Raw genomic sequence first — 16,520 nt, forward strand, 5'->3', positions numbered from 1 at the left:
TTGCCGCTAAGGTTTTTCTTCCAGGATCGCCGACAGCATTTCCCGGGACGCCCCGGACAGGGCGTCGGGCGCCGTGCCGGCCTTGCCGTCCACGTCGAGCTCTAGCGTAGCGAGCAGGGTGGAGAACGACTGTGCCAGCGATGCGTCGGCTTGCTCGACTGCGGCTTGCGTCGAATCAGAGTCGTGGATCGTGGATGTCGCCAGCAGGACCATGGCTGCTTCCAGCGGTTGCGCGCTGGCGCTGCTTCTGTCGGCTGCGGCCTTTTGCTTGTCCGCAACGGCGGAAGCGATGTTGCTGTCCTCGCTGGCGGATTTCAGGATACTGCTGGCCTTCCACTTTTCTCTTTCACTCGCATAGGCCGCCAGCAGCGCGAAGCGGTCCCGCTCGATCAGCAGCGGCGAACCCGCGATATCGACCGCCAGCGATTTAAATGCGGTGCGGGCGGCTGCGGCGTTTTTGCCCGCCAGCGCCGTAGTGATCTCGGTCCATTTGCGATGGAACGGCAAGGCCGCGGCGGCGCTGAATATGTCCTCTCCCAGCGTGGCGCGTTGCTCGAAGGCCAGCACCAGGTAGTCCACGTCGTTCACGGGTTCCAGGCCGCCGTTCCCATTCTGCCGGTGCAGCACGCCGTCGACCAGTTGCAAGCCCTGCAGCTTGTCTTGCGAGTCTGCGCCCGCCAGTACGCGATAGCCGCTGCGGCGCAGCGCCATGCCGTCAAAGATGCCGAAGCGGATGCTGGCGCCTTCGGTGCCGAAGAGCTTGCTCAGCGGTTTGAGCAGGCCTTCTCCCGCTTTGACGACGGCGCCGCCCACCACGCCGCCAAACATGCTGACCGTGGTGGAGACAAAATCGAGTACGCCGCGGGTGAGGCTGGTGTCGCTGAAGCGGCACAGTGCGGCGAACATTTCCAGGCCGTCGCTGTTGTACGGAATGTTGCGGGCGATGTAGACGTTTCGGAAGACTACCCTGCCTGCGCCCGATTGCGGCGCTGCCTCTCCCATCGCCTGCTGGATCGCCTCGTAGCCGACGACAAAGGGAATTTCGCGTTGCGCGCCCGCTTCGGTGTAGCGCAGGAAGAAGGCGCACAGCGGCAGGAAAGCCGCGATGTAGTTGCTGGCGTCGGTCAGGCGCATCTCGACCATGCGGACGCTGAAATAGCATTGTCCCGGGACGAAGGCTTCACCATTCAATCCACGCTCGCGCAAGGAAGCGCCGCCAGGTGGCGGATCGATCTCCGCGTAGTAGTTGCGGCCTGCGGGCACGGTTGGCATCAAGGCGCCTAAGCCGTCCGACGATGTACCCAGGTCACCGATCTTGCGCAGCATGCCGAATAGGGAAGTCATGGTGTGTACTCCTGATATCAGATTTCAGTCGCGCACTATCGCCAGCGCGGAGGCCCAGGTGGGGGTGCCTCTGGACTCATCGTGAGAGCCGGCGCAGGCTCTCCGGTAGGCTTCCGCGAATCCTTGGGTATTGGAGAGGTCGAAATAAGCGCGGTAGAAGCGCCTGATGAAACGGGCGCAGGTCTGCTCCTCGACCTGCCAACGGAAAGCCAGTACGCCCATGGCGCCCGCCCGCATGACCTCCAGCGCGGTGCGCACTGACGCGCCGCTGCATGAGGACAGCACCAGTAGTTTGCAGTTGCCAGCCTTCATCCAGTTGCCGACCAGGCGTATGGACAACTGTAGGCCCCGGCCGGTCTGGTTACCGGGCAATACCAGCATGGTGCTGTCGCCCACCGAATGGGAGTGGCCCGAGTAGTGCAGGATGTCGTAACCGCCTCCGGTCACCTTTTCTTCCAGGTAGTCCTGCAGCTGATAACCCGTGTACGGGGGCACGTCCTCGACCACGAGGCGGCCGTCCAGTTGCTTGGCCAGGGCTTGCAGGCTTTCGAGTTCCTCGGCGACAGCGGCCAGCGGTCTCAGGGTGACGCTTGGGGTATCCTCTCCGCCATCCTCCGGCTGGAACGAGATGACGCCGCTGAAGTTCGCGCCAATGAAAAGCAGGCGCAGGGGGCCGGCCGGCCGGGGCTCCGTCTGTTCGCGGTCACAGGCGGAGTCCATGCCTTCCATGTACAGGCGTCGGGCCATGGGTACGCGCTGGCACAGGTAGCGGCGCTCGCTGGCCTTAATATTGGGATTGCAGCTAAGTTCGAACGGCAGGCTGAAGAAGGCCGCGCTTTGACGGTCCGACACATTGAAATCGAATCGCAGGTCTGTCCAAGCCAGCTTTTCTCCGGGCAAGGTGCCCTCATGGTCACGGGCGCGCTGGATCAGCGTGGCGATGGGCGGACCTACCGTGTCAGCCACCATCACGTCAAAGGCCTGCCTTCCCATGTCGCTTAGTGATTCCAGCCAGTTGGCGACTCTTCGATTGCCGAGATAGGGAGAGAACTGCTCGATGCGCATTAGCAGCGAATCGATGTCGGATTGCCGCTTATAGGGAATCTCCGGCGACCGGAACTCGTGCGGGCCGGACTGGATCCGGTAGCGGACCGCTTTCTCGGCCACTTCTATGATTAGGCGGCGGGGGTGCGTGGTAGCTGCCAGGCTGTCCAGCGCCATGGCGAGCGCAGCGCTGCCGTCCCGCGTTTTTCCGAGCTCGTTGCTCCACATAAGTCTTTCGGGTCGTTCCAGCACGCAGCGCTGCAAGGCCTCGGAAGGATCCTCCGTTACGACCAGCACGGGCACGGGCGCCAGCTCGGCCAGCCAGTCCAACAGCGCGACGGCCATCGCGCTGCTCTTCTTTCCAGTTTGGGAAGCTCGTTTGGCTTCGATGATGAGCAGACCCGGCAGCGATCCGTGACGTTCGATCTCCTGCCGCGCATTCTCCAGCTTGCAGACGTGCTGGAGCGGTGCGCCGATGAAGGGCTTGATTCGCGGGTGCTTCTGCTCGTGCCGGTGCAATTGCTGGATACGGGAAGCCCAGCATTCCTCGTCGCTATCGCCGCCGCCGGCAAGCAGGATCCAGCTGTCGTTCTGTGCAGATTGATCCATCGTTGTCTCCTTTAGCCCGACCGGGAAGGAAAACGCAGGGTGAACGAGCGCCACGGCGGCAGGACAGATTCATATGCCTGCGAAGGCGGCGCCGCGGATTCGGCCATGGGCGGATCCGTCGTCAGCGTGCCGCCGTGGTCGTGCATGGTGCGTACGATCTGGGCGATGGCCAGGCCGGCGGCATCATGCGCCGCGCGCTCTGCGTTCAGGAGCGCATCGTCGGGCACAGCAGGCGCGCGCAGGTCCGTGTCCCAGGTCTGCTCGGCGCTCAGTCCCAGGTACACCGAGCATCCGTCGGGGTCGTCACTGATGTTGGTTTCCACGCGGGCGTCGTCGGAGCGGCAGCGCAGCAAATAGGCAAGTATGGACCGGAAGGCTGTGGATAACGCCTTGGCATCGGCACGCACCATGGGGCCCCAGGCCGCGCTCATCTGGGTCAATGGCGCGACGCGGCGTTGGTCCCGCTGCGGAAAGGCCGCGATGACCTGCGTTAGCAGTTCGTGCACCGGCACGCGGGCATGCTCGGGCGGAGCCCGTCGGCGCCTTTCGTTGGCGCTGGCCAACCGCTCGAAGGTGATGTCCACCTTAGAAATTTCAGCCAGGATGCTTTGGCTAAGGGCATGTGTATCGGCGAGGGTGGCCGCGGACTGCTTTTCGGGCGCGCCGTTCTCGTGCAATAGGGCGATTTGCGTGGCGTGGTTGCGGGCCAGCTCCAACGAGGACTGGGTTTGCTCGGCGATTTCGGCCACGGTTTCGCGCAGAAAGCGCATGTCGCGTGCCCATTTCATGTTGGCGATATCGGTGAAGAACCAGATCGACATGTCTAGGCTGGGATCCAGGTGCCTACGCGTGGCCAGCACCGACCAGGGCTGGCCGCCCACGCCGCATAGCTCGATGCGTTCGCGTTCTATTGGGGCATCCGAGTTCAGCAGTTCCAGCGCAGCCGCGTCATCCGGCAACGCGAATGCCGTGATCGAAAGCGGGTTCTCGCCGTCGAGGCAGCGGCCAGGCTCTATGCCCAGCATGTCGGCCGCGACTCGATTTGTTTCGATGATGGAGCCTTCTCGGCCCACGAAAATGACGGCCTGTTCGGTTTCCGCCATCAGGCTCTGCTTGGTCTGCCTGAGCAGATGCTGATCCAGTCCCTCCTCCAGCGACGCGATGATCTCAAGCAGATCGTCGATGTCCGGCCCCTTGAACGCGTGCGAGACAGAGGACTCCACGTCCAGCAGCCAGCGGATCCTGCCGTTGAGGCGGATCGGCACCGTCATGGCCGAGCGCAGTGGACGCGGCGGGCCGGTATAGTCGTTCCTGGGATCTTCGGGGGCGCCCACGTCGTCCAGGGACAGCAACTTGCGCTGCCGCAACGTCTGACCCAGCATGCCTCGATCGATGGGCTGCAGGTAGTCGGCAGGCAGTGCGTACTCGGGTGACAGGCTGTGCTGGGTCACGATCTCGTACCGGCTCTCCTTGCGATTCACGCGGAACAGCGCCACGTAGTCCCATGAAAAGAACTCCGCCAGCCGCGGGACGATGTCCTCTGCGGCCTCGCGCAAAGAGGCGGCTGCCATGATCTTCTGCCGCAACGATTCGGCGAAGGCGGCACGCTCCTCGTCACGCTCCTTTTCGAAGCGCATCAGCACCGGTTCAAGGTCCAGGGCGCGCAGAATATCCAGGTGGCGTTGCCCATATTGCGCCCGCTGACGTGAGCACAGGCTCAACGCGGAACTGTAGCCCCCTTGGCGCATGACGGGCAGCGTGACGCTGGCCTGCATCCCCATGTCGCGGTAGCAACGTACCACTTCGTCGCCAGGCTGGAATTTCCGTTTGTGCACGAAGCTATCCATTTCCTCGATCCAGGTCTCGTTGGAACTTAGAAAGGACTTGATCGAGGACGGCAGTTCCATCCAGCGCGCTGGCCACAATTTCAGGCCTTCTGGGCGTACCGCGATTGCGCGGAACAGCGACACTTTTTTGTCGTAAATCCCGAACACCGCATGCTCGAAAGGTACCAGCGGACGGATCTGTTCCAGGATGGCGTCGAGCTTGAGACGCCATCCGTTGATGGAGGGATCCAGCGCGATGCGCCGGATCTCATCGCTAGCGGATTCCAGCGCGCGCGACTGGATGATGGCGATCACGCCCAACAGCTCGCCATTGGGCGCGGGATCAGGCGTCATCACTAGTTGGAACGGCTTTTCCTCGCCGCCGGGGCCGTTCATTGCGACGATCACGGCCACCATGGAATCGCCCTCCTGGTTGCGGGCGCAGCGTCGGATGGCCTCGACGATGTGAGGCGCGTCGCTCTTGCGGAAATGGCGGGACAGCGGCTCGCCGCAAACCTCGTCGAGCTTCTCGCCCAGCGTGCGCGCCGCTTCGCGGTTGGCAAAGCGCACTATGCCATCCAGATCCAAACGGAATACAGCATATGGCGTGCGCTCGAAGCGGCGTGATTCCGCTTTTCTGAAGGGCGTGCCGTCGTTGACCAGCACGACGAGCTCGCCGTTTCCCAACTGGGACAGCGGAACTAGCTGCGCGGGCACCGGAGCGCCGTCGCTGGCCTGATAGATGCCGCAGACAGCGCCGCCCATTGCCAGCGGTTGATCCAGGCCATAGGCCTCTGCGGCGCTGCGGCCGCAGAACTCCTGGGCGTAGGGAGCCAGAGCGTCGCTGACGCCCAGGATTACGCCGCCGCGGTCCAGCAGGATGCAAGGCACGCCTGCGCGCGACATCACTTGCAGCATGTCGCGGGGGGCGTCCGGAATCGAGTCCGGCGCGTGCACTTGCTTATCCTGGTCCAGGTTGATTTGTGGCTGAGAAGTTTCAAACATATTCAAATCCTCCCTGCCAGACCGTCGCCGCTATTTGGCGCGCCGGCCGGCTCAACGCTTGATGAACGCAATGATCTGCTGCTGAGTGCCCTTGTCATTGTCAAAGCCCCCGTGCGTGCTGGCCGCCACGGGCGGATTGGCCGAGCCGGGCGCGGGGCTGCCCGCGGGTGATATATGCACGGCGTCGCAAGGAATGCCGGCATTGCGGAAATAGCGCTCCATGCCCAGCAGCGGCGTGGTGGTGCCGCCTTCGAAGGATTCGCTCACCAGATAGAGCAGCGAACGGCGGTACGGGCCGCAGGTGGGGTCGTCTTCCTCGGCACGGTCGGAAAGATGGAACTGCTGATAGCGCTTTACCCGCGTCTTCAGGTGTGGCACGACCAGTTTCTGGAAGGTGTCCAGCGTCACCGCCGGGGCCATCAGGTTGAGCGACTCCAGTTTGCCGCCGTCCGCCGTCAAGCGGTGCACGAAGTGGCTGGCGACGATGGCGCCGGCCGAATGGCCGACGATGTGCAGGCGCACACGGCCCTCGCTGACATGCGATTTGAAGTGCTTGTACAGCATGATCATCGCGGCTTCTTCCTGCGCCATGCTCTTGGGCGCCGGTTCGCTCATGGCCTGGGCATTCTGCTTCATCTCGCCCCAGATCACGGTGCCAGGCCGGGCCAGCCAGCGTTCCAGGCGCTGGTTCCACCAGCGCTCCAGCCGCTCGCCCAGGCCGCCCGTGGTGCGCGGCACGCTGTGGGCGGCGTCCTGGATGATGTTCTTCACGGTGGTGATGAAGTCCGTTTCCCACATCAGGAAGACTGGAAAAATCTGCTTCTCGTAAAGCAGCGGTATCCATTCGGCGGCGGCTTCCGCCGCATCTTCTTCACCCACCAGGCCGCCATGCGCATAGACGCAGACGTCCATGGGCCTGTCCTTCAAGCCCCACTTCTCGCGCGCGGCGTTCATATGGACGTCGACAATGGCGCGCAGATCGTCGGGTGTGGTGCGGAACGTGCCGCTGTTGCTGAGCTTGCCGTTGTTGCCCACGTTGACGATGAAGGGCGAGATCTCGCGGTTGCGCAACACGGTTCCCGCCGCCAGCGTGACCTTCTTGCCGTCGGTGCGCAGCGTGATGCTGTTCGATATCTTGGTGTGCTCGTGCGTGACCACGCCCAGTTGCACCACCCAGCAATCCATGGCGTTGCGCATCCAGTCGTCGTAGGTCAGCACCGCCATGCCATGGGTTCCCCATTCCTCGCCCCAGGAGTTCTGGATCAGGAAGCCGTCCTGGGTATAGCCAACAATGACGAAGGCATGGCCGTCGGTGGCGGCGTCCTGCTTGTCGGGCGGGATGATCCAGAACGGCTGGGCTCCCGGCGTGGACGGCGCCTTCTGCGGGGTGACGCCATGGCCATCGTCCCAGCCGGCGTGGCAGCCCGCGCTGGCGTACAGGATGCCGACCTCGTTGAGCGCCGCGTGCATTTCGACGATGTTGCGCGTGTCAATGCGGTAGTAGGCGCCCAGCGGGCGCTTGACGGCGTCCAGCCACCAGTCGTCGGCGGTCTCGTTGGCCGCCGCTGGCATGGCCAGGGCCGGAAACAATTCCTGGGAACACGCGCCGTGCTTGAACCAGCCCTTGAGTGCGCCGCGCAGGCTCGATCCCGTGTCGTCGACCGACCCCGGGAACTCGTCATAGCGCCTGGCCATGGAGTACAGCATGAATGGCGAAATGGCCGGGCGCGGTTCGCGCTCCGACTTGCGCAGCAGGTATTCGACCACGGTGGACAAGGCGAAGCCGGTGCAGGCCGAGGTGTCTTCCTGGTGCTTCACCGTCAACCCCATTGCGGGAATCATCTCGGTCTTGGGCGTGACCGAGATGTTGGGGCGGAACGGCAGGTCGCGGACGTCGAAGGCGTCGGGCTTGGCGGTGCGGCGAAACGGCAGCGCTGGCGGCGGCTTGCGGCTTTTGCGCTTCGGTGCGGGCCGGGGCGTCTTGGCCGCCGCCGTGCTGACTGTGGCGGCCTGCCGTTTTTTGTCCGCCGTCTTGCGTGCCGGGGCGGCGCGCCCCGCTTGCTTCTTTGCAGCCATGGCGTACTCCAGTGGAGACAGGCTTTCAGCGCGAGGGCGGCGTTTTGAGGCAAGACGACATGACGACAGTGAAGATTGCGCCCGTAGGTGCGATATATAGGCGCGCCTAAGCCGGTGCGCTAGTATCTGAAAGTATTAGTCCCTGGATTTGCAATGGTTCATTTGCACTAGCTGCGGCTTAATCCCACTGCGCCGCCAGGCCCTCGGGACTGACTTCGCGCCCATTGCGCTCCAGCGCCGCGATCTGCGCCATGTCCTCGTCCGTCAGCCGCAGGTCCTGGGCGAGCAGGTTGCTGGCCAGGTTCTCGCGCTTGGTCGACGAAGGAATGACGGCATAGCCCAGTTGCAGCGCCCAGGCCAGCGCGACCTGCGCGGTCGTCGCGTCGTGGCGCTGGGCGATCTGGCCGATGACCGGATCCTTCAGCACCTTGCCATAGGCCAGCGTCATGTAAGACGTGACCGGGATGCCTTGTTCCTGCAGGAAGGCGGCGAGCTTGCGGTTTTGCAGGTAGGGGCTGAGTTCGATCTGGTTGGTGGCAATCTGCTCGCGGCCCACGGCGGCGATGGCGGCGCGGGTTTCGGCGATGGGGAAGTTGGAGATGCCGATCTGGCGGGTCAGCCCTTGCGTCTTGGCCTCGGCCAGCGCGCTCATGAATTCCTCGATGGACACGCCGTTGCCAGGCGCGGGCCAATGGATCAGGGTCAGGTCCGCGTAGTCGCTGCGCAGCTTGGCCAGGCTGTCCTTCAGGCTGGGGATGAGCTTGTCGCGGGCGTAGTTGGGCACCCAGATCTTGGTCGTGACGAATAGTGCCTCGCGCGGCACGCCGGATTCGGCGATGGCCTGGCCGACCTCGGCTTCGTTTTCGTAGATTTGCGCGGTGTCGATGGCGCGGTAGCCGAGATCCAGCGCGTTGCGCACGGAATCGATGACGGCTTGACCTTGCAAGCGGAAGGTGCCGACGCCGAAGGCGGGAATGTTCATGGGTAACTCCTGATGGGTTCGCGGATCCGGGCGCAGATACCCGGGAATGTCTGCAGTGTGCCCGTCGGATACTTGCGGAAAAAGTCCGGTATGCACGAAAGACTTTTGATATAAATGCAAGAATGAAGACGACCCTCGATGAAATGCAGGTCTTTATCGCCATCGTGGACAGCGGCTCCATCACCGCTGCCGCAGACGTGCTGGGACAGACCGTTTCCGCCGCCAGCCGGACCATGAGCCGGCTGGAAGAGAAGTTGCAGACCACGCTGATGCGCCGGACCACGCGGCGGCTGGAATTGACCGAGGAAGGCCGCGCCTATCTGGAGCAGGCGCGCAAGATCGTGGCCGCGGTGGAAGAAAGCGAGGAACTGATGAGCCTGCGCCGCAACCAGCCGGCCGGGCGCTTGCGGGTGGACGCAGCCTCGCCTTTCATGCTGCATGTGATCGCGCCGCTGGTTCCGGGCTATCGCAAGCGCTATCCGCAGGTGGAGCTGGAACTGAACAGCAACGAAGGCAACATCGACCTGCTGGAGCGCCGCACCGACCTGGCCATCCGCATCGGACGCCTGAAGGATTCATCGCTGCATGCGGTGCCGCTGGGCCACAGCCGCGTGCGCGTGCTGGCCAGTCCCGGTTATCTGGACGCGCATGGCACGCCGCGGCGCGTGGCCGATCTGGCTGCGCACATTTTGCTGGGCTTCAGCCAGCTGGAAGCGCTGAACGAATGGCCTCTGCTGGAGGCCGACGGCCAGGCCCTGCACATCAAGCCGCACGTGCGCGCGTTCAGCGGCGAAACCCTGCGGCAACTGGCCTTGAACGACGGCGGCGTCGTCTGCCTGTCGGATTTCATGACGCGCGGAGACCGCGCCAGCGGCGCCTTGCAGCAGCTGCTGGTGAAGCAGACGCAGGACGTGCGCCAGCCGATCAACGCGGTGTACTACCGCAACACCGCGATCTCTTCGCGCATCAAATCCTTCATCGACTACATGGTCCAGGCGCTGGGCCCGCGCGGCTTCGAATAGGGGCGCGGACGCTGCGCGTTCAGGCGCGTTCGCCGCTGACCGATTCGTACACCAGTGTCGCCAGCGTCAGGTCTTCCAGCGCGCTGCCCACGGCCTTGAACACGGTGATTTCCTGGTCGTCGCGGCGGCCTGGCAGCTCACCGGCAGCCAGTTGGTGCAGGTCGCCGCGGATGTCCTCGCGCTTGAGCGCGCCGGCCTCGAAGGCGGCCAGCAGGTCGCCGGACTTGGTGGGCGCTTCGCCGGTGTCCACGTAGACCGAGGTGCCGTCGAAGCAGGCCGCGTCCGTCTCGCGCATTTCGGGCTTGAAGCTGCCGATCAGGTCCAGGTGCACGCCGGGACGCAGCCAGGCGCCGTGGATCAGCGGTACGGTGGACAGCGTGGCGCAGCTGATGATGTCGGCCTGGCGTGCGGCGCTTTCCAGGTCGGAGGCGGCCGCGGCATCGAAGCCCTGCGCGCGCAGCTCGCCCGCCAGCTTCTCGGCGCCGGCCGCACGCACGTTCCACACCAACACGCGCTGGATCGGGCGCACGGTGCGCATGGCCTGCGCCACCAGGCCGGCGATGCGGCCGGAGCCCACGATGAGCAACGTGCTGGCGTCGGCGCGCGCCAGGTAATCCGCGCCCAACGCGGCCGCGCCCGCCGTGCGGTACACGGTGACGATGTCGCCGTCGACCTGGGCTATTGGCACGCCGGTGGTGGCGCTGTACAGGTTGTAGGTGGCGTGCAGGCCGGGCAGGCCCTGGTGGGTGTTCTCGGGGAAGATGTTGATGATCTTCACGCCGAAATAGCCGCGGTCGCTCCAGGCAGGCATGATCAGCGAAGTGCCGTGCGCATTGCCCGACTGGATGGCGTGGACATGCCGCGGCGGCACGGTGGCGCTGCCGCGGAAGGCCTCCCGCAAGGCGGGAATGACGGCGTCGAAGGACAGGGCGTTGCGGGTTTGTTCGGTGTCGATGAAGCGCATGGTTGTTGCCTGCTGCGGGTCGGTCTGTGGGCCAGCAGGCAGTCTAGCAGCGCGGAGGGCGCCCGCCCGCGCCGCGGGCAGGCGTCGCCTTCAGTCGATGGCCGCCGGGGGCAGCGGATCGCCCGCGCCGGTGCGCTCGACGATCAGCTTGTAATGCTGCGGATTGCGGTGCTTGGCGAAGTTGAACACATGGTCGCGGAAGGCCTGGCCCATGGCCAGGTCGATGCGGGCGGTGATCACCTCGTCTTCTTCGCCGCTGGAACGCGCCACGATCTCGCCGGAAGGCGCAACGATCATGGAGCTGCCTATCATGTGGTGGCCGTCTTCATGGCCGCATTTGGCGGCCGCGCCGACCCACACCGCGTTCTGGTAGGCGCTGGCCTGCAGCACGATCTCATGCGTGGTGGTGCGCAGGTGCGCGGGCTCGTTCCAGTGGATGTTGAGGGACGGCGTGTTGTAGCCCAGCACGATCAGCTCGGCGCTTTGCAGCGACATGACGCGATAAGTCTCGGGCCAGCGGCGGTCGTTGCACAGGCACATGCCGATCTTCACGTCGTTGGTTTCCCAAACGCCAAAGCCCAGGTCGCCGACTTCGAAGAATTTCTTCTCCAGGTGCTGGAACGGCGCGCCGATCTTGTGGTCGGAGTGGCCCGGCAGGTGGATCTTGCGGTACTTGCCGATGATTCTGGCGCTGCGGTCCACCAGGATGGCGGTGTTGAACTGGCGGCCTTCGGGCGTCAGTTCGGCGTAGCCCAGGTAGAAGCCTATGCCCAGCTCGCGCGCGGTGTCGAACAGCGGCTGCACGTCGGCGTTGGGCATGCTTTTTTCAAAGTAGCGCTCGACGGCCTCGGCGTCTTCCATCCAGTAGCGCGGAAAGAACGTGGTCAGCGCCAGCTCGGGAAAAACGACAAACTCCGCGCGGCGGGCGGCGGCCTCGCGCATCATTTCGACCAGGCGGCGGACCACGGCCGCGCGGGAATCGGCAAGGTTCACAGCGCCCATCTGGGCGACCGCCAGGCCCATCTTGCGGGCGGGGTATGCATTACTCACGATGTGGATCTCCAGGCTGAAGGCGCAAGCATGCATGCACGGGCGGAAATCCGGAACCGCTGTGGCGACTGGCGGCGAGCCAGGGAAATTGCGCCGGACGCTACGCTAAGACGATGATCTGGCGGGGAATTCGGTCGGGCGGACACAAGCCGCCGCGACCTTATGCATAACGCGGCGTCATGGGGCCCATGCAAAGTTTTATATCGGGTTTCCCCGTATGCCGGCGCTCAAAGCGCCTTGAAGGTCTTGAGGTGGATGCTGGTTTCGGTGGCGGCGATGCCCTTGAGCGTGCGCAGGCGGTCCAGCACTTCGGACAGCTGGTCGATGGTGGGTACGCGCAGCTCGGCCAGCAGATCCCAGCGGCCGTTGGTGTCGTGCAGGCCCGCCACGGCGGGTTCGCCCATCAGCAGACTCACGATCTTGCGGGTTTCGTGGCCTTCGACGGCAATGCTCATCCAGGCGACGATATCTTCGGTTTCCACCTCTGGCCGCAGGCGCACGGTGTAGCCGCGGATGATGCCGCGCTCTTCCAGTTTGCGGATGCGGTTGTCGATGGTGCCGCGCGAGACGTCCAGCTTCTTCGCGAGCGTGGCGACCGACATGCGGGCATCGGCGCGCAACAGGCCGAGCAGGTTCTGATCTAGCGTGTCCATTGTGAAAAGTGCTAATTATTGCTGTCAGAGTGGCAGAATCTTAGCGTTTTGTGTTGATTGTTGTCACTATTAATTGGTTTGCCCATCCCCCAGAATTTCTGTTCCATAACTCGGGGAGAACAAATTGACGACGCTGCTTTCAACTTCCGACGTGGCCAAAATCGTGGCCCTGCAAGGCCCGCAACAGGTCTTTTCCGGTCTGCTGGACTACCTGCTGTCGGACTTTCTTCGATGGCAGGAATTCGACAAGAGCGCGCGGGTGGCCAGCCATTCGGCAACCGGCGTGATCGAACTGATGCCCACCGCCGACAGCGAGTACTACACCTTCAAATACGTGAACGGCCACCCGGGCAATCCGCAGGCCGGCCTGTCCACCGTGATGGCATTCGGCGCGCTGGCGCAGGTCAGCACGGGCGAGCCGCTGCTGATCAGCGAGCTGACCTTGACCACCGCGCTGCGCACGGCCGTGACCTCCGCCTTGGCGGCGCGCGCGCTGGCCCGGCCGGACTCGCGCAGGATGGCGCTGATCGGCAACGGCGCGCAGAGCGAGTTCCAGGCATTGGCCTTCCACTACATCCTCGGCGTCGACACGCTGCACGTCTATGACGTGGACGCAGGCGCCACACGCAAGCTTGAAAGCAATCTGGCTTCAGTGCCCGGCTTGCGCGTGGTGCGCTTCGATAGTGCGGCAGAGGCGGTCAAGGGCACGGACATCGTCACCACGGTGACAGCGGACAAGGCCTACGCCACCATCCTGACCGCGGACATGGTCGAGCCTGGCATGCACATCAACGCTGTCGGCGGCGACTGCCCGGGCAAGACGGAACTGCATGCGGACGTGCTGCGCGCGGGCCCGGTGTTCGTGGAATACGAGCCGCAGACACGCATCGAGGGCGACCTGCAGCAGATGCCTGCCGACTTCGCGGTGACGGAATTGTGGCGGGTGCTGACGGGCCAATCCGCCGGACGCAAGAACGCAGCCGACGTGACCATCTTCGATTCGGTGGGCTTTGCACTGGAAGACTTCTCGGCCTTGCGCTGGCTGCGCGACGCCGCCGTGCGCCATGGCGTGGGCGCCCGCATCGAGGTTGCGCCGCAACTGCCCGATCCGAAGAATCTGTTCGAAGCGGTACGGGCCGCTCAACCTGTTGCGGCCCGGGCCTGATGCCGGCGCGCGCGGAGCCGTCCGCGCAAACCGGGACGCTTCCGTGACGCTTTGATGGGCGCAAGCGCCGGCGTGGCGAACCACGCCGGCGCCAATGGCGGCCGCCTCATGTGCGGCTGGGTATTTCAACCGGCGGTGTGCCGTCGTGGAACAGCGACTTCAGCTGCGTACGCAACTCGGGGGTGTCGGCATGCTTGTGCACCGTGGTTGCATGCTGCACGGCGGCTTCCAGCAATTCGCCTTCGGAATCCGCCGCCAGCGCCACCGTGCAGTTCATTGCGCTGGGGTATTCGCGGCAATCGATGTATTTGCGAGTCATGAACGTCTCCCTGCGCGCAGGCTGCCTGGGCCTGCGCAAGAGCATCCGGCGCGCGGCGCGGGACGTCCGGGCCGCTGGCGCGTCGCAGCGGCGGGGGCGGTCTGAAAAGTATAGATCTGGCGCTACAGCTGCGGCGCAATTCGCCAGGTGCCGCTTGACACTAGTGCACGGATACCAGTGCGGCCGCAGCGGGCTTCAGAAGCTGACGCGCTGCTTCAAGGCCTGGGCGATTATCGCGATGTCGATGTCCTTGCCCGGATGCTTCAGGCAGAAGTCGTATAGCACGGCCACGTAGGCATTGCCCAGCAGCTTGGTGATGGCGCCGGCGGTGGTGGCGGCAATGGTGCCGCCCACTGCGCTGCCCGCGCCGGGGATGAATTTCAGCAGCCCGGAGACCACCGAGCGCCCGATCAGGGTGGCCGCGGACGCGCCCAGCGTGGAGGTGACCAGCGTGGTGATGGCGGCGGTATTCAGTTCCATGCCGAAAGTGATGCCGATCTTGGCGATCATGCCGACCTGGATGGGCACCAGCGCAACGGCGTCCGAGAACGGGATGGGCGCGGCGGCGGCCGACGCGGCCAGCCCCGCGGCCACGTTGACCTCTATCTCAGCCCGCTTTTTTTTTACTTCCAGGGCCTTCTTGTTGCGGGTGGACAGCGCGTTGGCATAGGCCCGCTGCTGCGCCTCGGGGATGTGCAGGGCGGTGGCCTCGATCAGGTTGTCCAGGCCCATGGGCGGCAGTTCCGCGTCCAGCTCCTCGATCCATTCCGGCAGCGCGCGCACCGCCACCACCTGCTTGGCGCGCGGCAGCAGCTTGCGCGCTTCGTCGACGAAGGGGCTGTTCTTGCGCGCCTTGGTCAGCACCGCCACGACGGGGATGCCGGCATCGGACAGCATGTTGCACAGTTCGATTTCCGCGTCTTCGACGCGGTGGCTGCTGTCCTGGATGCAGAGCCAGGCCACGTGCAGGTGCCGGTCCTGATCGTCGGCGGCGGAGCGTTCCTGGATCAGGTCCGCCAGCTGCTGGCGCGAGCGCTCGTAGTCGCCGACCTCCAGGCCGCGCGTGTCGATGATGGTGAGCGGATGGCCGGCCCGGGTGAATTCCTGGGTCGACTGGGTGACGGGCTTGCCCGCGCCGGTCTTGGCCAGGTCGCCGCGGAATACGGCATTGATCAGCGTGCTCTTGCCCACGCCGGTCTTGCCCGCGACCAGGATGTTCACGCGCCCGGCGCCGCGCGTGGCGGTGCTGATGGCGTCCGCGATGGCGTCCTGCAGCTGGGGCGTGTCCATGCGGGGCGTGCTCATGAGGTGTGTGCGTAGAAAGGCATGGGAAAGATTCTAGCGAGAAACGCGGGCCGCCATCAGGCGCCGCCCGCTGCGCCGTAGAGATGGGCCGATTCGGGGAAGGTCCGCGCGCGGACTTCGGTGGCATAGGTCTGCGCCGCCTGCTGAATGCGGCCGGCCAGGTCGTCGTAGCGCTTCACGAAGCGCGCGGTGCGCTCGAACATGCCCAGCATGTCGTCCACCACCAGCACCTGGCCGTCGCAGCGCGCGGATGCGCCTATGCCTATGGTCGGGCAGGCGACGGCCTCGGTGATCGACGCCGCCAGCGGCTCGACCACGCCTTCGATCACCAGCGAGAAGGCGCCGGCGTCCGCGACGGCGGCGGCGTCGGCGGCGATGCGGGCGTATTCGGCTTCGCCGCGGCCGCGCGCGCCGTAGCCGCCCAGGATATTCACGGCTTGCGGCGTCAGGCCGACATGGCCCATGACCGGGATGCCGCGCGCGGACAGATAGGCGACGGTCGGCGCCATGCTCTGGCCGCCTTCGAGCTTGACCGCGCCCGCGCCGGTTTCCTTCATGATGCGCGCGGCGGAGCGGAAGGCCTGCTCGGGGCTTTCCTCATAACTGCCGAAAGGCATGTCGACGACGATCAGCGCCCGGCGCGAGCCGCGCACCACGGCGGCGCCGTGCGCAATCATCATGTCCAGCGTGACGGGCACGGTGGAAGGCAGTCCGTAGATCGTCTGGGCCAGGCTGTCGCCCACCAGCAGGGCGTCGCAATGCGGGTCCAGCAGTTCGGCCATGCGCGCCGTGTAGGCCGTCAGCATCACCAGCGGCTCCTGGCGCTTGCGCGCGCGGAACGCGGGCACGCTCAGGCGGGGTGCGTGGGCGGCAGCCGTGTTCAGGGTGGCGGTCGTAGACATCGAAATTCTTCCTATCCAGGGTTGATTGCTTGAATCGGGACATTGCGATACCCGCATCGTAGCGGAAGGCCGCAGGCGCGGCCCCGCAGCTAGCGCATGGCTGTGCCCAGCAGGCTAATCTTTGCGGCAAAACGTAATCGAAAGTTTTGGGGCGCCGCGATGCCGTGCTCTGTGGAAAGCGTCGGCAACAAATTTAGGGACGTTTTGGAGTTTCCATAAAAGCGTTACATCTTCAAGGGTTCACTCGCTTTTTC

The 16,520-nt window shown here is 64.8% G+C and carries 13 protein-coding genes; 2 read left to right on the forward strand and 11 right to left on the reverse strand.

Annotation, left to right across the window (positions count from 1 at the left end):
* Positions 1-6: 6 nt before the first annotated feature.
* The 5 genes from HV766_RS00600 to dkgB all read right to left on the reverse strand — a co-directional run bounded on the left by HV766_RS00600 (position 7) and on the right by dkgB (position 8,886).
* Positions 7-1,344 carry a hypothetical protein gene (locus HV766_RS00600; RefSeq protein ID WP_175180374.1) on the reverse strand — a complete coding sequence of 446 codons (1,338 nt, stop codon included), beginning with the start codon at positions 1,342-1,344 and terminating at the stop codon, positions 7-9.
* A gap of 24 nt (positions 1,345-1,368) precedes the next feature.
* Positions 1,369-2,997, reverse strand: coding sequence for a CHAT domain-containing protein (locus HV766_RS00605; RefSeq protein ID WP_175180375.1), 1,629 nt, complete (start codon positions 2,995-2,997; stop codon positions 1,369-1,371).
* A gap of 11 nt (positions 2,998-3,008) precedes the next feature.
* Positions 3,009-5,828 (reverse strand): PAS domain-containing protein, encoded by a 2,820-nt coding sequence (locus HV766_RS00610; protein WP_175180376.1) that lies wholly within the window; start codon positions 5,826-5,828, stop codon positions 3,009-3,011.
* 51 nt (positions 5,829-5,879) lie between these two features.
* Positions 5,880-7,904, reverse strand: coding sequence for a C1 family peptidase (locus HV766_RS00615; RefSeq protein WP_175180377.1), 2,025 nt, complete (start codon positions 7,902-7,904; stop codon positions 5,880-5,882).
* Between the two features lie 178 nt (positions 7,905-8,082).
* Complete coding sequence (gene dkgB, locus HV766_RS00620; protein ID WP_054455383.1) at positions 8,083-8,886, reverse strand: 2,5-didehydrogluconate reductase DkgB; 804 nt, start codon at positions 8,884-8,886, stop codon at positions 8,083-8,085.
* Positions 8,887-9,008: 122 nt separating this feature from the next.
* On the opposite strand from dkgB, the gene HV766_RS00625 reads away from it, so the two are divergent.
* Positions 9,009-9,908: a LysR substrate-binding domain-containing protein gene (locus HV766_RS00625; protein WP_125470605.1), complete on the forward strand. Its 900-nt coding sequence runs from the start codon at positions 9,009-9,011 to the stop codon at positions 9,906-9,908.
* A 19-nt stretch (positions 9,909-9,927) separates the two neighbouring features.
* Here HV766_RS00625 and lhpI read toward each other — a convergent pair whose 3' ends face one another.
* The 3 genes from lhpI to HV766_RS00640 all read right to left on the reverse strand — a co-directional run bounded on the left by lhpI (position 9,928) and on the right by HV766_RS00640 (position 12,575).
* Complete coding sequence (lhpI, locus tag HV766_RS00630) at positions 9,928-10,872, reverse strand: bifunctional Delta(1)-pyrroline-2-carboxylate/Delta(1)-piperideine-2-carboxylate reductase (RefSeq protein WP_054455379.1); 945 nt, start codon at positions 10,870-10,872, stop codon at positions 9,928-9,930.
* Between the two features lie 90 nt (positions 10,873-10,962).
* Positions 10,963-11,895 carry an N-carbamoyl-D-amino-acid hydrolase gene (locus tag HV766_RS00635; protein ID WP_175180754.1) on the reverse strand — a complete coding sequence of 311 codons (933 nt, stop codon included), beginning with the start codon at positions 11,893-11,895 and terminating at the stop codon, positions 10,963-10,965.
* Positions 11,896-12,149: 254 nt separating this feature from the next.
* Positions 12,150-12,575 (reverse strand): Lrp/AsnC family transcriptional regulator, encoded by a 426-nt coding sequence (locus HV766_RS00640; RefSeq protein WP_119449891.1) that lies wholly within the window; start codon positions 12,573-12,575, stop codon positions 12,150-12,152.
* A 124-nt stretch (positions 12,576-12,699) separates the two neighbouring features.
* On the opposite strand from HV766_RS00640, the gene ocd reads away from it, so the two are divergent.
* The gene (ocd, locus tag HV766_RS00645; RefSeq protein ID WP_125470603.1) at positions 12,700-13,740 is read left to right on the forward strand and encodes an ornithine cyclodeaminase; all 1,041 of its coding nucleotides are present in this window, start codon (positions 12,700-12,702) and stop codon (positions 13,738-13,740) included.
* Between the two features lie 106 nt (positions 13,741-13,846).
* On the opposite strand, the gene HV766_RS00650 is transcribed toward ocd, so the two are convergent.
* The 3 genes from HV766_RS00650 to panB form a co-directional block, all read right to left on the reverse strand.
* Positions 13,847-14,059, reverse strand: a complete 213-nt coding sequence (locus tag HV766_RS00650) for a DUF1059 domain-containing protein (protein WP_054455373.1) — start codon at positions 14,057-14,059, stop codon at positions 13,847-13,849.
* Between the two features lie 195 nt (positions 14,060-14,254).
* Complete coding sequence (locus tag HV766_RS00655) at positions 14,255-15,364, reverse strand: YcjF family protein (protein WP_175180378.1); 1,110 nt, start codon at positions 15,362-15,364, stop codon at positions 14,255-14,257.
* Between the two features lie 56 nt (positions 15,365-15,420).
* Positions 15,421-16,266 (reverse strand): 3-methyl-2-oxobutanoate hydroxymethyltransferase, encoded by an 846-nt coding sequence (gene panB / locus HV766_RS00660; protein ID WP_119449894.1) that lies wholly within the window; start codon positions 16,264-16,266, stop codon positions 15,421-15,423.
* Between the last annotated feature and the right edge of the window lie 254 nt (positions 16,267-16,520).

Source organism: Achromobacter aegrifaciens, from assembly GCF_902859735.1.
GTDB classification, from domain to species: Bacteria; Pseudomonadota; Gammaproteobacteria; order Burkholderiales; family Burkholderiaceae_B; genus Achromobacter; species Achromobacter aegrifaciens.